The organism is Amycolatopsis vancoresmycina (assembly GCF_000716785.1).
Taxonomy (GTDB): Bacteria; Actinomycetota; Actinomycetes; order Mycobacteriales; family Pseudonocardiaceae; genus Amycolatopsis; species Amycolatopsis vancoresmycina.
Genome location: NZ_JNYY01000006.1, coordinates 226,955 through 243,750, shown reverse-complemented (window position 1 = coordinate 243,750; position 16,796 = coordinate 226,955). Strand labels below are relative to the sequence as shown.

The window sequence follows — 16,796 nt, the reverse complement described above, 5'->3', positions numbered from 1 at the left end:
GCCACTGCCTACGGTACCCGGACTACCCGGGTTCAGTCGACGTTTTCGCGGCTTTGCGCCGCTTTTTGCTCGAGATCCTTACGCCGGTGGGCGCGGAGTCCCCTCGCCGAAGGCGTCGACGGCGGCCAGCCAGGCCGCCCCGAGCACACCATCGGAGCTGGTCAGCACCTCGAGCTCGGCCAGACGGCGGCGGACGAGTGCGCCGACCGGGCTCGCTCCGGTGAGCACCGAGCCGACGAGCACGACCGGGGTCGACTCGCCGGGCTCGCGCGCCGCGAGCGCGTTCGCCACCAGGAGATCGGCCGCACGGGTGACGATCTCCCGGGCCGCGGGCTCCCCCGCGTCGTGCGCCGCGCTCACCAACGGGGCGAACCGGGCGAGCCGCACCGGCGCCTCGGCGTTGGCGGCCGTGATCAACGCCCGCGATGCGGCGAGCCTGCCGGTGTCGGTCCGGACGTCCAAACCGGACGGTCCGAGCGCGGCGGCGAGCACCGCCGACGGGAGTCCGTCGAGCGGCCGCCCGCGGCCGAGTGCCTCCAAAGTGGAACGAACGGCCTCGCGGCCGAGCCAGAACGCGGATCCCTCGTCGCCGAGCAGCCAGCCGTAGCCGCCGGTGGTTCCCGCGAGCCGCCGTTTCCGGATCCGGCCCGCGATCGAACCGGTGCCGGCGACGAGGACCGTCCCGTCCGGCGCCGAGGTCGCCGACGCGTACGCCACTTCGGCGTCGGCGACCGTCCGGACGGCACACGTGAGACCGATTCGCGTCCACGCCGCGTCGAAGACCGCGGCCACGTCCGGATCGCTCAGCTTGCTGACCCCGGCCATGCCGACGACGCACGCCCGCACGGCACCCGGGTCGCAGGCGCCGAGCGCCGCGGAGATCGCGCCGGCGATCCGGCCCGCGGCGACCTCCGGTGCGTGCGCGTTCGGGTTGGCGCCTTCGCCGCGCCCGACGCCCAGCACCGCGCCGGCGGCGTCGACCAGGGCGGCCCTGGTCGACGTGCCGCCGGCGTCGACGCCCACCGCGAAGCTCACCGGGTCTTGGTCACCTTCAGCAGGCCGCGCGGGCTGTCCGGGTCGCCGCCGCGGGCCAGCGACAGGCCGAGCGCGATCCGCTGGATCGGCAGGATCTCCAGGATCGGCGCCAGCTCCTCGACGGTCTGCGGCACGTCGATGCGCAGCGCCGCCGGGGTCTCCGCCGACGCCGAACCGACCGCGACGACGTCCGCGCCGCGCTTGCCGACGGCGTCGATCACCTCGCGCATCGCCTCGGCGCCGTGCCCGGCACTGGTCACCGCGAGGACCGCGGTCTGGTCGTCGACCGCCGCGACCGGGCCGTGGAGGAGGTCGGCGCCGCTGTACGCGCGGGCCGCGAGGTAGCTCGTCTCGGCGAGCTTGAGCGACGCCTCCAGCGCGGTCGCGTACGAGTAGCCCCGGGCGGCGGTGAGCACCCGGTTCACGAACCGGTACCGGTCGACCGCGCGCTGCACGCCCTCGGCGGCGCCGTCCAGGGTCTGCTGCGCCAGCTCGCCGATCTTCTCGGCGTCGGCCGCCTTGCCGCCGCGCACCGCGTCGATCAGCAGGTACAGCGCCATCAGCGTCGCGGAGTACGTCTTGGTGGCCGCGACGGCCTTCTCGACACCCGCGCCGATGTCCACACCCAGCTCGGACGCCGCCCGCAGCGGCGAGTCCGGCGTGTTGGTGACCGACACCGTCAGCGCGCCCTGGCGGCGCGCCGTCTCGGTGACCTCGATCAGGTCAGGGGAGCCGCCGCTCTGGCTCACCGTGACGAACAGCACGTCCCGCAGATCCGGCCGAGCGCCGTACAGCGTGGCCGTGGACGGGGATACCAAACCGGCCGGAAGGCCGAGGAGTACCTCGATCAGGTACTTCGCGTACAACGCTGCGTGGTCGCTCGATCCACGCGCCGCGAGCAACGCGAACCGCGGCGGGCGTTGTGAGATCTTTTCCGCCACTTCGGCGATTTCCGCCTGACGCGCCACCAGTCCGGCCAGGACGTCCGGCTGCTGGGCGATCTCCGCGGCCATGTGCTCGCCGGGCCGTTGTTCGGTCATCATTTTCCTCTCCACCTCCGGCATTATGTACCGGACTCAGGCGGCGTCGGTCAGGTCTAGACCAATGTTATAGGGGCGGCGCGTTTGGGGAAAAGGGTACGTTTCTTACGGGGACGTGGCGTGCGATGAGGGAAGGCATAGGGAGCCGGGCATGTTGGAGACCACCACCACGGGCGAGGCAGCCGCCGTCGCCGGGATGCGCGGGCAGCGCGAGCCCAAGTACTGGGCGTTGAAACAGCACCTCCTCGATCTCCTGGACGTGCTGCCGCCGGGGTCGCCGATCCCGACCGAACGCGCGCTCGCCGGGGAGTTCACGGTCTCCCGCACCACCGTGCGCCAGGCGCTGGCCGACCTGACCGCCGAGGGCCGCCTGCACCGCGTGCAGGGCAAAGGCACCTTCGCGGCCGAGCCGAAGCTCGCGCAGCGGCTCCAGCTGTCCTCCTACACCGAGGACATGCGCAAGCAGGGCCTGAAGCCGTCGTCGAAACTGTTGGAAGTCGAGGAAATGCCGGTCGAGGGCGACCTCGCGAAGCTGCTCGGAATCCGGACCGGCGCGAAAATCCTTCGCCTTCGACGCCTTCGACTGGCGGACTCGCAGCCGATGGCGCTCGAGACGACGCACCTCCCGCTCGGCCGGTTCCGCGGGCTGCGCAAGCACGTCTCGGCCGGCGGTTCGTTGTACGCCGTTCTACGCGAGCACTACGGCGTCGAACTCGAGCGCGCGGAGGAGACGATCGAGACGTCGCTGGCGGGGCCGCAGGAAGCGGAGATGCTCGGCGCGGACGTCGGCATGCCGGTGCTGATGCTGACCCGGCACTCGTTCGCCACCGACGGCAAGCCGGTCGAGTTCGCCCGCTCGGTCTACCGCGGCGACCGCTACAAGTTCGTGACGACGCTCCTCCCGTAAGCCCTCGTGAGTGAGAAACAGTGTTAGAACACTGTTTCTCACTCACGACCGGCCGGGGTTGACGGGGTGCTGCGGTCAAGGTGAAGTGGCCGGGTGACTGCCACCGAAGACACCGGGATCCGCTGGGGCACCGGCGCCGCCCGCGGCGTGCTCGCCACCACGATCCTCGGGTCCGGCATGGCGATGCTCGACGGCACCATCGTCAACGTCGCCCTGCCCCGCATCGGCGCCGAGCTCAACGCCTCCGTCGCGGGGCTCCAGTGGATCCTGGACGGCTACCTGCTGGCCCTCGCCGCGCTGATCCTGGTCGCGGGCTCGCTCGGCGACCGGTACGGCCGTCGCCGGATGTACCTGATCGGCGTCGTCTGGTTCGGCGTCGCGTCCGGGCTGTGCGCCGCGGCGCAGTCCACCGAGATGCTCGTCGCGACGCGGATCCTGCAGGGCATCGGCGGCGCGCTCCTGACGCCCGGGTCGCTCGCGATCCTCCAGGCGTCCTTCGCGCACGACGCGCGCGCCCGCGCGATCGGCGCCTGGTCGGGCCTCGGTGGCATCGCGGCCGCCGCCGGGCCGCTGCTCGGCGGCTTCCTCGTGCAGGTGTGGTCGTGGCGGCTGGCGTTCCTGATCAACGTGCCGATCGCGGTGGCCGTGGTGCTGATGGCGCGGAAGTTCGTCCCCGAATCCCGCGACCCGGACGCCACCGGGCACCCGGACTTCGGGGCCGCCGCCCTCGGCGCACTGGGCCTCGCCGGGATCACCGGCGCGCTGGTGGAGGCGCCCGCCCGCGGCGCCGGTGACCCGATCGTGCTGGTCGCGGGCCTGCTGGGGATCGCGGGGCTGGCCGCGTTCGTCGTCGTCCAGCACCGCTCGCGCGAGCCGCTCGTGCCGCCGTCGCTGTTCCGCGACCGCACGTTCACCCTCTCGAACGCGCTGACGTTCGTGGTCTACGCGGCCCTCGGCGGTGTGATGATGCTGCTGGTCATGCAGCTGCAGGTGTCGCTCGGCTACTCGCCGACCGCGTCCGGGCTGGCCGGGCTGCCGCTGACGGTGATCATGCTGCTGCTCTCGGGCCGCTCCGGCGCGCTCGCGCAGCGCATCGGCCCGCGCACGCAGCTGGTGGCCGGGCCGATCGTGGTCGGTGTCGGGATGCTGCTGATGCTGCGCATCGCGCCCGGCGCGTCCTACCTCGGCACGGTGCTGCCCGCGGTGGTCGTGTTCGGGCTCGGCCTGGCGACCGTCGTCGCGCCGGTGACCGCGACGGTGCTCGCCGCCGCCCCGGACCGCTACGCCGGTGTCGCGTCCGGCGTCAACAACGCCATCGCCCGATCGGGCGGCCTGCTGGCGGTGGCGGTGCTGCCCGCCGCGGCCGGGCTGACCGGCGAGGCGTACGCCGACCCGGTGGCGCTGACGGCGGGCTGGCGGACGGCGCTGGTCATCTGCGCGGCACTGGCCATCGCGGGCGGGCTGATCGCGCTGGGCATCCACAACGGCGTCCTGGCGCCGCCGGCCGAGGCCAAGCCCGACGACGAGTGCCCCCACCTGGGCGAGTGCTACCACTGCGGCGTCGAGGGCCCGCCGACGCACATCCGCCGAGGCTCCTCCGTCGCCGGCTCCTAGCCCCAGCGCCTCCGCTCCGGCCCGGCACCGATGCCGCGAATGACTCATTCGGGACGCCAGAGGTCCCCAATGAGTCATTCGCGACACCGCGGGCCGCGGTTGCTCAGCCCGCGAGGATCTCGGCGAACAGCGCCGGGTCGGCGTTGCCGCCCGAGACGAGCGCGACGGTCTTCCCGGCCGGCAGCTCCTCGGCGTGGAAGAGGTACGCCGCCGTCGTCACCGCGCCGCTGGGCTCGGCGACCAGCCGGGCCTTGCGGGCGAGCACCCGCATCGCCTCGCGGATTTCGTCCTCGGCGACCGTGACCATCTGGTCCACGACTTCTTGCAGGTGGGCGAAGGTCAGCTCGGACGGCTGGGAGCGCAGGCCGTCGGCGATCGTGCGGGCCCGATCGGCCTGCGGCCACCGGACCAGCTCGCCGCGCCGGAGGCTGTCGGCGACGTCCGCGGCGACCGCGGGTTCGACGCCGATCACCCGCGCCCGCGGGCAGCGGGCCCGGATCGCGGTGCCGACGCCGGCCGCCAGCCCGCCGCCGCTGATCGGGACCAGCACGACGTCGACGTCCGGCAGGTCCTCGGCGATCTCCAAGCCCGCCGTGCCCTGCCCGGCGATGATGGCCGCGTGGTCGAACGGCGGGACGAGGGTCAGCCCGCGTTCGGCGGCCAGTTCGTGCGCTTTGGCCTCGTGCTCGCCGATCGGCACCTCGACGACCTCCGCACCGTAGGAGCGGGTGGCCTCGACCTTGATCCGCGGTGCCACGTCCGGCACGACGATCACCGCGGGCACGCCGTACCGCTGCGCGGCGTACGCGACTGCCTGCGCGTGGTTGCCGCTGGAGTACGCGATGACGCCGCGGTCGCGAGCCGCGTCGTCGAGGGCGGCGATGGCGTTGAACGCGCCACGCACCTTGAACGCCCCGACCGGTTGCAGGTTTTCGGGTTTGAGCCACAGGGTTCCGCGGGGATCCCAGGTCTGGAGCAGCAGGGGTGTGCGCACGGCGACATCGGCGACGCGCTTCGCGGCGGCCTCGATGTCAGAGATCGTCACCAGTTCCATGTGCCGAGTATGTCAAGAAAACGTTCGGTCCGGAGTGTCTATTATGGACAGACAAAGTGGTCCTCCTCACGCCGTGGCAACGTGGGGAGTTCCTCACGCGCCTTACGCGTTGGACAGGGGAGAACACGGACTACCTAGATCGGGATCATGAGCAAGGAGAACGCAGCGGCTTCCGAGAAGAAGGAAGAGAAGGCGGGCCTGCGGATCGCGCAGGTCTTGGCGGCGGCGCTGGCGGCGGTGACCGCGGCGCTGCTCGGCTCGACGCTGGGCGTGGCGGGCACGGTGATCGGGGCCGGCGTGGCGAGCGTGGTGTCGACGGTCGGCAGCGAGCTGTACCTGCGCTCGCTGGAGCGCACCCGCGCGGCGGCGCTACGCGCGCGGCAGCTGGCGACGTCGGGCATCCGGCGGCGCGGGCACGCGGAGCCGTCGCCGGTGCCGGCCGAGGTGCCGATCACGGACCAGCCGACGGTCCAGCTGGCGAAACCCGCGACGGAATCCCGGCTGCGCAAGCTGCGCTGGCCGTTGATCATCGGCACGAGCGTGGTGGCGTTCGCGGTGGCGATCCTGTCGATGGTGGGGGTGGACGCGGCCACCGGCGGCAAGGTGGCGGGCGGCACCGGCGCGAGCGTGGGCAAGATCTTCGGCGGCGGCTCCGGCCACGAGGACAGGACCCCGTCGACGACCCCGCCGACCAGCACGAACGACACGCAGGTGTCCCCGACGCCGACAACCGCGACGCCGACCTCGACCGCGCCGACAACGTCGTCCGAGACCCCGACGACCACCCCGAGCACGACCACCGAGCAGCCGTCGACCTCGGCTCCGGCGACGACGGCGACCCCGCCGACCAGCAAGGGCGCCGCGCCGACGCCGACCCCCTAGCAACGTCGCGAATGACTCATTCGGGACGTCCGAGGTCCCGAATGAGTCATTCGCGGCATCGGCGAGCCCGTGACTCAGGCCAGGTGCGACCGCAGTTCGCGGGCGGCCGCCTCGGGGTCCTCGGCCTCGGTGATCGCCCGGACCACCACGATCCGCGACGCCCCCGCCTCCAGCACCGAGGGCAGCCGCTCGCCGTCGATGCCGCCGATCGCGAACCAAGGCCTGTCCGGCGCCCAGGCGGCCGTCGCGCGCACCAGGTCCAGGCCCGGCGCGGGACGGCCCGGCTTGGTCGGCGTCGGCCAGCACGGGCCGGTGCAGAAGTAGTCCACGCCGGGCTCCGCGGCCGCGGCGAGCGCCTGGTCCAGCGAGTGCGTCGAGCGGCCGATCACCACGTCGTCGCCCAGGATGCGGCGGGCCAGCGGCACCGGGATGTCGTCCTGGCCCAGGTGGAGCACGTCGGCCCCGACCGCCAGCGCCACGTCGGCGCGGTCGTTCACCGACAGCAGCGCCCCGTGGCGGGCGCACGCCTCCGCCAGCACCTCCAGCGCCGCGATCTCGCCGGCCGCCTCCAGGGCGCCGGTCTTGTCGCGCAGCTGGATGATGTCGACGCCGCCCGCGAGGGCCGCGTCGGCGAAGGCGGCCAGGTCGCCGCGGGTCGTGCGGGCGTCCGTGCACAGGTACAGGCGCGCCGCGTCGAGGCGGGCGCGGATCTTGTCACCGGAGAGGGCGGGCATAGCGGCGACCGTAGCTCACGCGTTAGGGTGGTTGTGTCCGCACGGGAGCCCGAGGCACGGGCTGAGAGGGAGCTGCCGCTCCGACCGTGGAACCTGATCCGGGTCATGCCGGCGCAGGGAGCGTGATTCCATGACGAACCTGGCAGTGGTGGGCGGCGGCGTGATCGGCCTGTCCACCGCGTGGCGTGCCGCCGCGAAAGGGCACGCGGTCACCCTCTTCGACCCCGAACCCGCCCGCGGCGGGGCGTCTTGGCTGGCCGGCGGCATGCTCGCGCCCGTCACGGAGGCGTGGCCGGGCGAGGAGGACGTCCTCCGCCTCGGTGAAGAGTCGCTGAAGCGCTGGCCCGGCTTCGCCCGTGACCTCGCGGAAGCGGGCTTCGACCCCGGCTTGGCCACGCACGGCACGCTCGTCGTCGCCTTCGACAGCGCCGACGCCGGCCACCTGGACATCCTGGTCGGGCACCTGCACGGCCTCGGCCGCGCGGCCGAGCGGCTCACCGGCCGGGAGGCCAAGCGGCTCGAGCCCGGCCTCGGCTCTGTCCGAAGTGGACTTCACGTGCCCGGTGACCTGGCCGTGGACAACCGGAAACTGCTCGACGCGCTGTACGCCGCCTGCGTCGGCCACCGAGTCCGGTTCGTCCGCGAGCACGTCGAAGAACTGCCGGACGCCGAAGCCGTCGTGCTCGCCGCGGGCGCCTGGACCGGGCGGCTGCACCCGCTGCTCGCCGACGCCGTCCGCCCGCTCAAGGGCGAGATCCTCCGGCTCAAGCCCCGCCGCGGCTGCCTGCCGCCGCCCGCGCACACCGTGCGGGCCGTCGTCGAAGGCCGCCCGATCTACCTCGTGCCGCGTGGCGACTCCGAACTCGTTCTCGGCGCCACCCAGTACGAGGCCGGGTTCGACCGGGCGGTCACCGCCCGAGGCGTGCGCGAGCTGCTCGAAGGCGCCGAGCGCGTCTTCCCGGCGATCACCGAGTACGAGCTCACCGAGACCGCCGCGGGTCTGCGGGCCGGCAGCCGGGACGCGCTGCCGTACCTCGGCGTCCTGGACGGCGGTGTCTTCGCCGCGACCGGGCACCACCGCAACGGCCTGCTGCTGGCCCCGGTGACCGCGGACGCCGTGGTCGCCTGGCTCGACGGCGACGAGCCGCCGGAGGGCACCGCGGCCGCGTCCCCCGCCCGCCTGCACCAGAAGGAGCACGTGTGATGGAGATCAAGCTCAACGGCGAGTGGACGGCGTTCCCGGACGGCGCGACCGTCGCCGACGTCCTCGACGCCACCGGCGGGCAGCGACCCGGGATCGCGGTCGCGGTCGACGGCGTCGTCGTCCGCCGCGCCGACTGGGCGGCCACCGCCGTGCCCAAGGGGGCGGTCCTCGACGTGCTCACCGCGGTCCAGGGAGGCTGAAATGGACGCAGAACCACTGGTCATCGGCACGACCAAGCTGACGTCCCGGCTGATCATCGGCACCGGCGGCGCGGCCAACCTCGCCGTGCTGGAACGCGCCCTGGTGGCCTCCGGCACCGAGCTGACCACCGTCGCCATGCGCCGCGCCGACGCCGAAGGCGGCTCCGGCGTCCTCGAACTGCTCAAACGGCTCGGCATCGAGCTGCTGCCGAACACCGCGGGCTGCCGCACGGCCGCCGAAGCCGTGCTGACCGCGCAGCTCGCCCGCGAGGCCCTCGAAACCGACCTGGTCAAGCTCGAGGTGCACGCCGACGACCGGACGCTGCTGCCGGACCCGTTCGAGACCCTCGACGCCGCCGAACGGCTGGCCGCCGACGGGTTCACCGTGTTCGCCTACACGAACGACGACCCGGTGCTCGCGCTGCGCCTGGAGGAGGCCGGCTGCGCCGCGGTGATGCCGCTGGGCGCGCCGATTGGCACCGGCCTCGGCATCCGGAATCCGCACAACATCGAGCTGATCGTGTCGCGGGCGGGTGTCCCGGTGATCCTGGACGCCGGAATCGGCACGGCGTCGGACGCGACACTGGCGATGGAGCTCGGCTGCGCCGCCGTCCTGCTCTCCACGGCCGTCACGCGGGCGGCCGATCCGGAGCGGATGGCCGCGGCGATGCGGGCCGGAGTCGTCGCGGGACGGCTGGCCCGGGAGGCCGGGCGGGTGCCGCAGCGCTTCTGGGCTCAGGCGTCGAGTCCACCCCGGTGAACCAGGGCGCCTTAACGCCGAGTGTGCACCGGGAGCCCGTAAGGTGGACGGCATTTCCGGGGCACAGGGCAGAAGGAGCCAGCCGTGACGAGCACATCGGTCCAGGACGTCTCGGGCAGGTTGTACCTCGCCGTGGGCAGGCTGTCCCGGTCACTGCGGCAGGCCGGCGTGCCGGGGCCGGGCCACGGCGCCATCTCGGCGCTGGCGACGCTGGTGCACGCGGGCCAGCTCCGGCTCGGTGACCTCGCGGCCAAGGAGGGCGTGGCCGCGGCGACCATGTCGCGGATCATCGCTTCCCTGGTCGAGGCCGGGTACGTGAGCCGCGAGTCCGACCCGGTCGACCGCCGGGCGTGGCTGGCGAAGGCGACCGAAGAGGGCGAGCGGCTGGTCTCCGGCGTCCGCTCGACGCGGGTCCAGGAGCTGAACCGCCGCCTCGACCGGCTTTCGCCCGAGCACCGCGAAGCTCTGACAGCCGCGATCCCGGCCCTCGAAGCCCTGATCGCGGACGATTAAGCCGCCCGCTGCCGTAGTTCGGCCAGCTCCGCTCGCAGCGCGCGGAGCTCGTCGAGGATCTCCTGGTTGGCCGCGGCCTGCGCTTCGGCCTGCTTCGCCTCCTCCTCGCGGATGTCCTGGCGCAGCTCGTCCTCCATGCCGCTGACCACGACGGCGATGAACAGGTTCAGCACCGCGAAGCTCGACACCAGGATGTAGACGACGAAGAAGATCCAGGCCATCGGCGCCTGTTCCATGATCGTCTTCGCGATGTCCGGCCACGCCTCGCCGGTCATCACCTGGAACAGCGTGAACAGCGACGTGCCGAGGTCGCCGAAGTCGCCGGGGTCGATGGTGCCGAAGAGCTTCGTCGCCATCACGCCGGCCACGAAGATGATCAGCCCGAGCAGCGCGGCGATCGACGCCATGCCGGGGATCGCGGCGAGCAGCCCGGAGACGACCTTCCGCATCGACGGCACAACCGAGATCAGCCGCAGGACCCGCAGCACGCGCAGCGACCGCAGCACCGCGAACGGCCCGGTCGCCGGGATCACCGCGATGCCGACGACCAGCAGGTCGAAGATGTTCCAGTGGTCGCGGAAGAAGCTGCCGCGGTAGGCGTAGAACTTCGCCAGCAGCTCGGCGACGAAGATGCCCAGCGCGATGTGGTCCAGCGCGTGCAGCAGGCCGCCGTAGCCGTCCATGAGGGACGTGGACGTCTCCATGCCGAGGGTGACGGCGTTGAAGACGATCACGGCGATGATGAAGTTCTGGAAGCGGCGGTCTTCGAGGACCTTCGCCACGCGCTCGCGTCCGGTCAAGGCCGCCCCCTGCGTTGGTCAAGGATCAGTAAACGCAGGGATGGTAGCCGGACGCGTGCTCAGCGCTCCTCGGGAGCCAGCCGCCAGAACGCCGACACCGGGCCGACCTTCGCGCCCATCGGGTACGCGTGCTCGACCGCGTGGGAGACGAACCACTTGCCGTAGCGGGCCGCCTCGACCACGGACATGCCCTTGGCCAGGCCCGCGGTGAGCGCCGACGCCATCGTGTCGCCCGCGCCGTGCGTGTGCGGGGTCGAGTAGCGCTTGCCGGGGAGCTCCACGAACGTCGAGCCGTCGAAGAGCAGGTCCACGCACTCCGGGTCGGCCTGCAGGTGGCCGCTCTTGACCAGGACGTACCGCGGGCCCATCCGGTGCAGCACCACGGCCGCGGTGTGCATGCCTTCGCGGTCGGTCACGGTCATCCCGGTGAGCAGCCGGACCTCGTCGAGGTTCGGCGTCAGCACCGTCGCGCGCGGGAGCAGCTCGTCGCGCAGGGCGTGCAGGCCGGCCTCGTCGAACAGCGGGTGGCCGTGCATCGACGCCGCGACCGGGTCGACGACGAAGGGGATCTGCTCGTCGCGCCCGATTCCCGCCTTGTCGCACGCGGCCGCGACGGCGTGGATGATCTCCGCCGACGCCAGCATGCCGGTCTTCGCCGCGCCGACGCCCATGTCCGCCGCCACGGCTTCGATCTGCCCGGCCACGATGTGCGGCGGCATGTCGGCGCGGTCGTGCACGCCGAGGGTGTTCTGGACGGTGACGGCGGTGACCGCGACCAGGCCGTGCACGCCGCAGGTCAGGAACGTGCGCAGGTCCGCCTGGAGCCCGGCGGCGCCGCCGGAGTCCGACCCGGCGATGGTCAACGCGGTCGGAAGGCTCGTCGTCATGGTGGTTTCCCGACTTCTGGTCTAGGCCAATCAGCCTCTTTTGCTTCATCAACAGTCAACCACGGTGAGACATTGTGAACGTTACTCACGTTCGAAGGAGCCTGGATGAAGCTCTTCTCGGTGGCACTCCTCACGGCCGCGCTCACGCTCTCCGGGGCGACCGCCGCCAACGCCGACAGTCCCAAGCTGTCCCACGTCACGACCGTCGGCGTGCACAACACCTACGACCCGGCGGCCTACGGCTATCTGGCCCAGGCGCTCGACGCCGGGTCGTCGCTGATCGAGCTGGACGTCTGGCCGGACTTCTTCACCCACGAGTGGAAGGTCAGCCACTCGAACCCGCTGGGGAACAACAACAACTGCGTGGCCGCGACTTCGGCGTCGCAGCTGTATTCCGGCGGCAAGAACAAGAACCTGGAGTACTGCCTCGACGACATCCGGATCTGGCTGGCCGCCCACCCGGGGCACACGCCGCTCACGCTCAAGATCGAGATGAAGACCGGCTTCTCGGACAACACCGGGATGGGCCCGGACGAGCTGGACGCGACGTTCCGCTCGCACCTCGGCAGTGTCGCCTTCCGCCCGGCCGAGCTGCTGGGGAGCTACGGCACGCTCGACGACGCGGCCAAGGCGGACAACTGGCCGTCCGTGGACGCGCTGCGGGGCCGGGTGATCACCGAGATCATCCCGGGCACGGTCGAGGAGCAGAACCCGACCGACACGCTGCACACCGACGTTGAGTACGCGCGCTACCTGGTCGGTCTCAAGAACGCGGGCAAGCTGGGCGACGCGAACATCTTCCCGACCGTGCACGGCGCGGCCGGCGGTGACCCGCGGGACAAGTACACCGCCGACCTCAAGCCGTGGTTCGTCGTCTTCGACGGCGACGCGAACGCGTGGGTGACCCAGACCGGGCCGTGGTGGTACGACGCCAACCACTACTACGTCGTGATGACCGACGGGCAGAACGTCGCACCGGCCATCGACGCCCACAACCCGACGGTCGACCAGGCCAACCAGCGCGTCGCCGACCTGGCGAAGCAGCACGCGTCGGTGGTCACTTCGGACTGGACCGGGCTCACGACGGTGCTGCCTCAGGTGCTCGCCCGCGGTTAGACGGTCAGCACGAGCTTGCCGGAGACGCGGCCCGATTCGCCGAGCTCGTGCGCCTTGGCGACGTCTTCGAGCGGGAAGGTCTGCTCGACGCGGACCTTCAGCTGACCGGCTTCGATCAGTTCGACGAGGCCGGTCAGCCCACCGTGGTCGGGCTCCACGAGGATCCGCCGGGTCCGCACTTCCCGTTCGGCGGCGGCCTTTTCGACGCGGTCGCCGACGCCGCTGGGCACGCCGATCAGCAGGCCGCCCTCCTTGATCGCGGGCAGCCAGCGCAGGTCGCTGTCCTCGCCGACGAGTCCGAAGTAGACGTCCACATCGGACGCCGTGGCGGTCTCGTCGTGGTAGTCGATCGGCTCGTCGACGCCGAGCTCGCGCAGGAACTCGTGCTTCCCGGCGCTGGCCGTGCCGATCACGTGCGCGCCACGCGCCTTGGCGATCTGCACGGCGAGGTGGCCGACCCCGCCCGCGGCGGCGTCGACGAACACCCGCTGGCCACTTCGGACGTTCGCGACGTCGACCAGGCCCTGCCACGCGGTGAGCCCGGCGAGCGGAAGCGCGGCGGCCTCGGCGAACGACAGTCCGGCGGGCTTGCGCACGAAGTGGCGCGAGGGCGCGGTGACGTACTCGGCGTAGGCGTTGGCCGGCCGCGGGAACCACGGCATGCCGAGGACTTCGTCGCCCTCCTCGACGCCGGTCGCGCCGAACCCGGCCTGTTCGACGACGCCGGCGACGTCCCAGCCGACGGTGAACGGCGGCTTCCCGAGGAACCCGCCGCCGCGCCGCACCTTCCAGTCGACCGGGTTGATCCCGGCGGCCTTCACCCGCACCAGGACCTCCGTCGGCCCGGGTTCGGGACGAGGGGCCTCGGTGACGCGGAGCACCTCCGGCCCGCCGAGGTCCTGCTGGGTCACGATGCGCATCGGTTTCTCTCCTTCTGTTCGGGGCGGCCTCCATCCTCGGGTCCTTCGTCACTTTTCGCCAGAAGGCACTAGTTGGTAAAGTAGGTACCTGATGGATACCACCTGTGACCAGGGCGGACCCTGGGACGTGTACCTGCGCAGCTGCCCGTGCCGGGACGTGCTCGACCTGCTGGCCAACAAGTGGACGGCCCTGGTGCTGGGCGCGCTGGCCCGCGGCCCGCACCGCTTCGGCGAGCTGCGCCGCGCGGTCGACGGGATCAGCCAGAAGATGCTGACCCAGAACCTCCGCCAGCTGGAGCGCGACGGTTTCGTGACGCGCACGGTGTACCCGACAACGCCGCCGACGGTGGAGTACGCGCTGACGGAGATGGGCGCGGAGGTGGGCGCGCACCTGATCGCGCTGAGCGCGTGGAGCCAGGCGAACTTCGGCCGCATCCGCACGGCCCGCGAGGAGTACGACGGCCGCGAACTCCAACCAGTCCGCTAGCCGGTCTGCCGCGGCTGGTCGTGAGTGGTAAGGCGGGTTCTAACCCTCCTTACCACTCACGAGGACCCGAGCACCCAGAACGGTGAGACCGGGCCCACTCCCGCGCCCAGCGGGTAAGCCTCGGCCACGCAGCGCTCGATGAACTTCTTCCCGGCCGCCACGGCGTCCGGTACCGATGCGCCCTTCGCCAGCGATGCCGTGATCGCCGACGCCAAGGTGTCGCCGCCGCCGTGGGTGTTCTCCGTGAGGTACCGGGGGCCGGTGAGGGAGATGTACTCGCGGCCGTCCGACAGCAGGTCCACGCAGTCTTCCGTGGCCTGCATGTGTCCGCCCTTGACGAGCACCCAGCGCGAGCCGAACTCCAGGAGTGCGTCGGCGGCGGCCCGTTGGGAAGCCGCGTCGACGACGGAAACACCCGTCAGCAGGCGGACTTCGTCCAGGTTCGGCGTGATCAGCGTCGCCCGGGGGAACAGCTCTGTCCGGATCGCCTCCAGGGCGTCCTCGCGCAGCAGCGCGTGTCCCGTCATCGACGCCGCCACCGGGTCGACCACCAGCGGGAACCCGAACCCGAGCTCGTCCAGGGTCTTCGCCACCGCCCGGATGATCTCCGCCGTCGCCAGCATCCCGGTCTTCGCCGCGTCGACGCCCATGTCCGACGCCACCGCCTTGATCTGCGCGGTGACGACGTCGGCCGGGATCTCCGTGAAGCCCTGCACACCGAGGGAGTTCTGTACGGTGACCGCCGTCAACGCGACCAGGCCGTGCACGCCGTGCGCGAAGAACGTCCGGAGGTCCGCCTGGATGCCCGCACCACCGCCGGAGTCCGATCCGGCGATGGTGAGGGCGGTCCTCGGTGTCACGGCTGGACCACCGGCAGGTAGACCTTGCTGCCGGACTCGGAGAACTCGGCCGACTTCTCCGCCATGCCGGCCTCGATGGCCTCCACAGTGGACAGCCCGTGCTCCTCCGCGTACTTGCGGACGTCCTGCGTGATCCGCATCGAGCAGAACTTCGGGCCGCACATCGAGCAGAAGTGCGCGGTCTTGGCCGGCTCGGCGGGCAGCGTCTCGTCGTGGAACGACCGCGCGGTGTCGGGGTCCAGCGAGAGGTTGAACTGGTCGTTCCAGCGGAACTCGAAGCGCGCCTTGGACAGCTCGTCGTCCCATTCCTGCGCGTACTTGTGCCCCTTGGCCAGGTCCGCCGCGTGCGCCGCGATCTTGTACGTGATCACACCCGTCTTGACGTCGTCGCGGTTGGGCAGGCCGAGGTGCTCCTTCGGCGTGACGTAACACAGCATCGCCGTGCCGTACCAGCCGATCTGGGCCGCGCCGATCGCCGACGTGATGTGGTCGTACGCCGGCGCGATGTCCGTCGCGAGTGGACCGAGGGTGTAGAACGGCGCTTCGCCGCAGAGCTTTTCCTCGAGCTCCACGTTTTCCTTGATCTTGTGCATCGGCACGTGCCCGGGGCCCTCGATCATCACCTGGACGTCGTGCGAACGCGCGATGTGCGTCAGCTCGCCGAGGGTTTCCAGCTCGGCGAACTGGGCCCGGTCGTTGGCGTCGGCGATGGACCCGGGGCGCAGGCCGTCGCCGAGGGAGAACGTGACGTCGTACTGCCGGAGCAGCTCGCAGAGCTCCTCGAAGTGCGTGTACAAAAAGGACTCTTGGTGGTGCGCCAGGCACCACGCGGCCATGATCGAGCCGCCGCGGCTGACGATGCCGGTGACGCGCCGCGCGGTCAGCGGGATGTAGCGCAGCAGCACACCGGCGTGCACGGTGACGTAGTCGACACCCTGCTCGCACTGCTCGACGATCGTGTCGCGGTACACCTCCCACGACAGCTTTTCCGGCTCCCCGTCGACCTTCTCCAGCGCCTGGTAGATCGGCACGGTGCCGACCGGGACCGGCGAGTTGCGGATGATCCACTCCCGCGTTTCGTGGATCCGCTTGCCGGTGGACAGGTCCATGATCGTGTCGGCGCCCCAGCGGGTCGCCCACACCATCTTGTCGACCTCTTCCTCGACCGACGACCAGACGGCGGAGTTGCCCATGTTGGCGTTGATCTTCACCAGGAAGTTCTTGCCGATGATCATCGGCTCGGACTCGGGGTGCTTGCGGTTGACCGGGATCACCGCGCGGCCGCGGGCGACCTCGTCGCGCACGAACTCCGACGTGACCCGTTCGCGGGCCGCGATGTACTCCATTTCGCGGGTGATGACGCCCTGCTTGGCCCAGCCGAGCTGCGTGTTGTGCGCGCGCCCGTCGGCCCAGCCCGCACGCAGCCGGTGCAGTCCATTGTGGACGTCGATGGTCGCTTCGGGATCCGTGTACGGACCGGAAGTGTCGTAGACGTCGAAGTGTTCACCGTTGGACAGATCGATCCGGCGGGCGGGCACCCGCAGCCCGGATTCGGTCTGGTGGTACACCTTGCGCGAGCCGGTGATCGGCCCGGTCGTGACGTTCAGGGCAGCATTCTCTTCCAAAGCCGTCAACGACTTTCACTCCCTACGCCGGCATTACCCGGTCAGGTTCATGCGGTCGGTGACGCCTGCGAAACGCAAGTCACCCTCTCAGCCCGCCATGGCGCGAGCTCCCGCGTTGGTGTTGTGCCACCGACCATGCCACGCCGGCGCGCGATACT

18 protein-coding genes and 2 riboswitches are annotated in these 16,796 nt (G+C 71.5%); of the genes, 9 read left to right on the top strand and 9 right to left on the bottom strand.

Going from position 1 to position 16,796, the window contains the following annotated elements; all coding sequences use genetic code 11:
• Nucleotides 1-78: 78 nt before the first annotated feature.
• The gene (locus OO60_RS16180) at nucleotides 79-1,035 is read right to left on the bottom strand and encodes an N-acetylglucosamine kinase (RefSeq protein ID WP_003071600.1); all 957 of its coding nucleotides are present in this window, start codon (nucleotides 1,033-1,035) and stop codon (nucleotides 79-81) included.
• Nucleotides 1,032-2,078 (bottom strand): SIS domain-containing protein, encoded by a 1,047-nt coding sequence (locus tag OO60_RS16175; RefSeq protein WP_003071597.1) that lies wholly within the window; start codon nucleotides 2,076-2,078, stop codon nucleotides 1,032-1,034. The genes OO60_RS16180 and OO60_RS16175 overlap by 4 nt, the downstream gene beginning before the upstream one ends.
• A gap of 148 nt (nucleotides 2,079-2,226) precedes the next feature.
• Between OO60_RS16175 and OO60_RS16170 the strand changes: the two genes are divergently transcribed.
• Nucleotides 2,227-2,982, top strand: a complete 756-nt coding sequence (locus OO60_RS16170; RefSeq protein ID WP_003071595.1) for a GntR family transcriptional regulator — start codon at nucleotides 2,227-2,229, stop codon at nucleotides 2,980-2,982.
• A gap of 93 nt (nucleotides 2,983-3,075) precedes the next feature.
• Nucleotides 3,076-4,596 (top strand): MFS transporter, encoded by a 1,521-nt coding sequence (locus OO60_RS16165; protein WP_003071593.1) that lies wholly within the window; start codon nucleotides 3,076-3,078, stop codon nucleotides 4,594-4,596.
• A 103-nt stretch (nucleotides 4,597-4,699) separates the two neighbouring features.
• Here the strand turns inward: OO60_RS16165 and OO60_RS16160 are convergent, their stop codons facing one another.
• Nucleotides 4,700-5,650, bottom strand: a complete 951-nt coding sequence (locus OO60_RS16160; protein WP_033261595.1) for a threonine ammonia-lyase — start codon at nucleotides 5,648-5,650, stop codon at nucleotides 4,700-4,702.
• 147 nt (nucleotides 5,651-5,797) lie between these two features.
• On the opposite strand from OO60_RS16160, the gene OO60_RS16155 reads away from it, so the two are divergent.
• On the top strand, nucleotides 5,798-6,532 hold the full coding sequence (locus OO60_RS16155; protein WP_033261594.1) for a hypothetical protein: 735 nt from the start codon (nucleotides 5,798-5,800) through the stop codon (nucleotides 6,530-6,532).
• Between the two features lie 74 nt (nucleotides 6,533-6,606).
• Here OO60_RS16155 and thiE read toward each other — a convergent pair whose 3' ends face one another.
• A complete protein-coding gene (thiE, locus tag OO60_RS16150; protein ID WP_003101734.1) occupies nucleotides 6,607-7,266 on the bottom strand; it encodes a thiamine phosphate synthase in 660 nt (219 codons plus the stop codon).
• 31 nt (nucleotides 7,267-7,297) lie between these two features.
• A riboswitch (TPP riboswitch) is annotated at nucleotides 7,298-7,403 on the top strand.
• Between thiE and thiO the strand changes: the two genes are divergently transcribed.
• The 4 genes from thiO to OO60_RS16130 all read left to right on the top strand — a co-directional run bounded on the left by thiO (nucleotide 7,397) and on the right by OO60_RS16130 (nucleotide 9,943).
• Nucleotides 7,397-8,470 (top strand): glycine oxidase ThiO, encoded by a 1,074-nt coding sequence (thiO, locus tag OO60_RS16145; protein ID WP_033261593.1) that lies wholly within the window; start codon nucleotides 7,397-7,399, stop codon nucleotides 8,468-8,470. Its footprint overlaps the riboswitch before it by 7 nt.
• A complete protein-coding gene (thiS, locus tag OO60_RS16140; protein ID WP_003101731.1) occupies nucleotides 8,470-8,670 on the top strand; it encodes a sulfur carrier protein ThiS in 201 nt (66 codons plus the stop codon). Before thiO ends, thiS begins: the two co-directional genes overlap by 1 nt.
• A gap of 1 nt (nucleotide 8,671) precedes the next feature.
• Nucleotides 8,672-9,430 carry a thiazole synthase gene (gene thiG / locus OO60_RS16135; protein ID WP_003101729.1) on the top strand — a complete coding sequence of 253 codons (759 nt, stop codon included), beginning with the start codon at nucleotides 8,672-8,674 and terminating at the stop codon, nucleotides 9,428-9,430.
• An 84-nt stretch (nucleotides 9,431-9,514) separates the two neighbouring features.
• Complete coding sequence (locus tag OO60_RS16130; RefSeq protein WP_003101725.1) at nucleotides 9,515-9,943, top strand: MarR family winged helix-turn-helix transcriptional regulator; 429 nt, start codon at nucleotides 9,515-9,517, stop codon at nucleotides 9,941-9,943.
• On the opposite strand, the gene OO60_RS16125 is transcribed toward OO60_RS16130, so the two are convergent.
• Both OO60_RS16125 and thiD (OO60_RS16120) read right to left on the bottom strand, forming a co-directional pair.
• Nucleotides 9,940-10,743, bottom strand: a complete 804-nt coding sequence (locus tag OO60_RS16125) for an ion transporter (protein WP_003101722.1) — start codon at nucleotides 10,741-10,743, stop codon at nucleotides 9,940-9,942. The two genes, OO60_RS16130 and OO60_RS16125, sit on opposite strands and share 4 nt — an antisense overlap.
• A gap of 59 nt (nucleotides 10,744-10,802) precedes the next feature.
• Complete coding sequence (gene thiD, locus OO60_RS16120; protein ID WP_003101720.1) at nucleotides 10,803-11,630, bottom strand: bifunctional hydroxymethylpyrimidine kinase/phosphomethylpyrimidine kinase; 828 nt, start codon at nucleotides 11,628-11,630, stop codon at nucleotides 10,803-10,805.
• A gap of 105 nt (nucleotides 11,631-11,735) precedes the next feature.
• Here thiD (OO60_RS16120) and OO60_RS16115 point away from each other — a divergent pair, with 105 nt between their 5' ends.
• On the top strand, nucleotides 11,736-12,746 hold the full coding sequence (locus OO60_RS16115; protein WP_003101718.1) for a phosphatidylinositol-specific phospholipase C domain-containing protein: 1,011 nt from the start codon (nucleotides 11,736-11,738) through the stop codon (nucleotides 12,744-12,746).
• Here OO60_RS16115 and OO60_RS16110 read toward each other — a convergent pair.
• The gene (locus tag OO60_RS16110; protein WP_003101716.1) at nucleotides 12,743-13,666 is read right to left on the bottom strand and encodes an NADP-dependent oxidoreductase; all 924 of its coding nucleotides are present in this window, start codon (nucleotides 13,664-13,666) and stop codon (nucleotides 12,743-12,745) included. The two genes, OO60_RS16115 and OO60_RS16110, sit on opposite strands and share 4 nt — an antisense overlap.
• Nucleotides 13,667-13,757: 91 nt before the next feature.
• Here OO60_RS16110 and OO60_RS16105 point away from each other — a divergent pair, with 91 nt between their 5' ends.
• Nucleotides 13,758-14,153 (top strand): winged helix-turn-helix transcriptional regulator, encoded by a 396-nt coding sequence (locus tag OO60_RS16105; RefSeq protein WP_033261592.1) that lies wholly within the window; start codon nucleotides 13,758-13,760, stop codon nucleotides 14,151-14,153.
• Between the two features lie 56 nt (nucleotides 14,154-14,209).
• Here OO60_RS16105 and thiD (OO60_RS16100) read toward each other — a convergent pair whose 3' ends face one another.
• Together thiD (OO60_RS16100) and thiC are read right to left on the bottom strand one after the other, a co-directional pair.
• Nucleotides 14,210-15,013: a bifunctional hydroxymethylpyrimidine kinase/phosphomethylpyrimidine kinase gene (gene thiD, locus OO60_RS16100; RefSeq protein WP_003101711.1), complete on the bottom strand. Its 804-nt coding sequence runs from the start codon at nucleotides 15,011-15,013 to the stop codon at nucleotides 14,210-14,212.
• Nucleotides 15,010-16,647: a phosphomethylpyrimidine synthase ThiC gene (gene thiC / locus OO60_RS16095; RefSeq protein ID WP_033261591.1), complete on the bottom strand. Its 1,638-nt coding sequence runs from the start codon at nucleotides 16,645-16,647 to the stop codon at nucleotides 15,010-15,012. The genes thiD (OO60_RS16100) and thiC overlap by 4 nt, the downstream gene beginning before the upstream one ends.
• Nucleotides 16,641-16,762: riboswitch (TPP riboswitch) on the bottom strand. It overlaps the preceding gene by 7 nt.
• Between the last annotated feature and the right edge of the window lie 34 nt (nucleotides 16,763-16,796).

Coding starts and splice junctions, on each gene's coding strand:
- OO60_RS16105 (WP_033261592.1), top strand. CDS start 13,758: ATGGATACCACCTGTGACCAGGGCGGACCCTGGGACGTGTACCTGCGC.
- thiO (WP_033261593.1), top strand. CDS start 7,397: ATGACGAACCTGGCAGTGGTGGGCGGCGGCGTGATCGGCCTGTCCACC.
- OO60_RS16155 (WP_033261594.1), top strand. CDS start 5,798: ATGAGCAAGGAGAACGCAGCGGCTTCCGAGAAGAAGGAAGAGAAGGCG.
- OO60_RS16170 (WP_003071595.1), top strand. CDS start 2,227: ATGTTGGAGACCACCACCACGGGCGAGGCAGCCGCCGTCGCCGGGATG.
- thiG (WP_003101729.1), top strand. CDS start 8,672: ATGGACGCAGAACCACTGGTCATCGGCACGACCAAGCTGACGTCCCGG.
- OO60_RS16175 (WP_003071597.1), bottom strand. CDS start 2,078: ATGATGACCGAACAACGGCCCGGCGAGCACATGGCCGCGGAGATCGCC.
- thiE (WP_003101734.1), bottom strand. CDS start 7,266: ATGCCCGCCCTCTCCGGTGACAAGATCCGCGCCCGCCTCGACGCGGCG.
- thiS (WP_003101731.1), top strand. CDS start 8,470: ATGGAGATCAAGCTCAACGGCGAGTGGACGGCGTTCCCGGACGGCGCG.
- OO60_RS16110 (WP_003101716.1), bottom strand. CDS start 13,666: ATGCGCATCGTGACCCAGCAGGACCTCGGCGGGCCGGAGGTGCTCCGC.
- thiD (WP_003101720.1), bottom strand. CDS start 11,630: ATGACGACGAGCCTTCCGACCGCGTTGACCATCGCCGGGTCGGACTCC.
- OO60_RS16160 (WP_033261595.1), bottom strand. CDS start 5,650: ATGGAACTGGTGACGATCTCTGACATCGAGGCCGCCGCGAAGCGCGTC.
- OO60_RS16115 (WP_003101718.1), top strand. CDS start 11,736: ATGAAGCTCTTCTCGGTGGCACTCCTCACGGCCGCGCTCACGCTCTCC.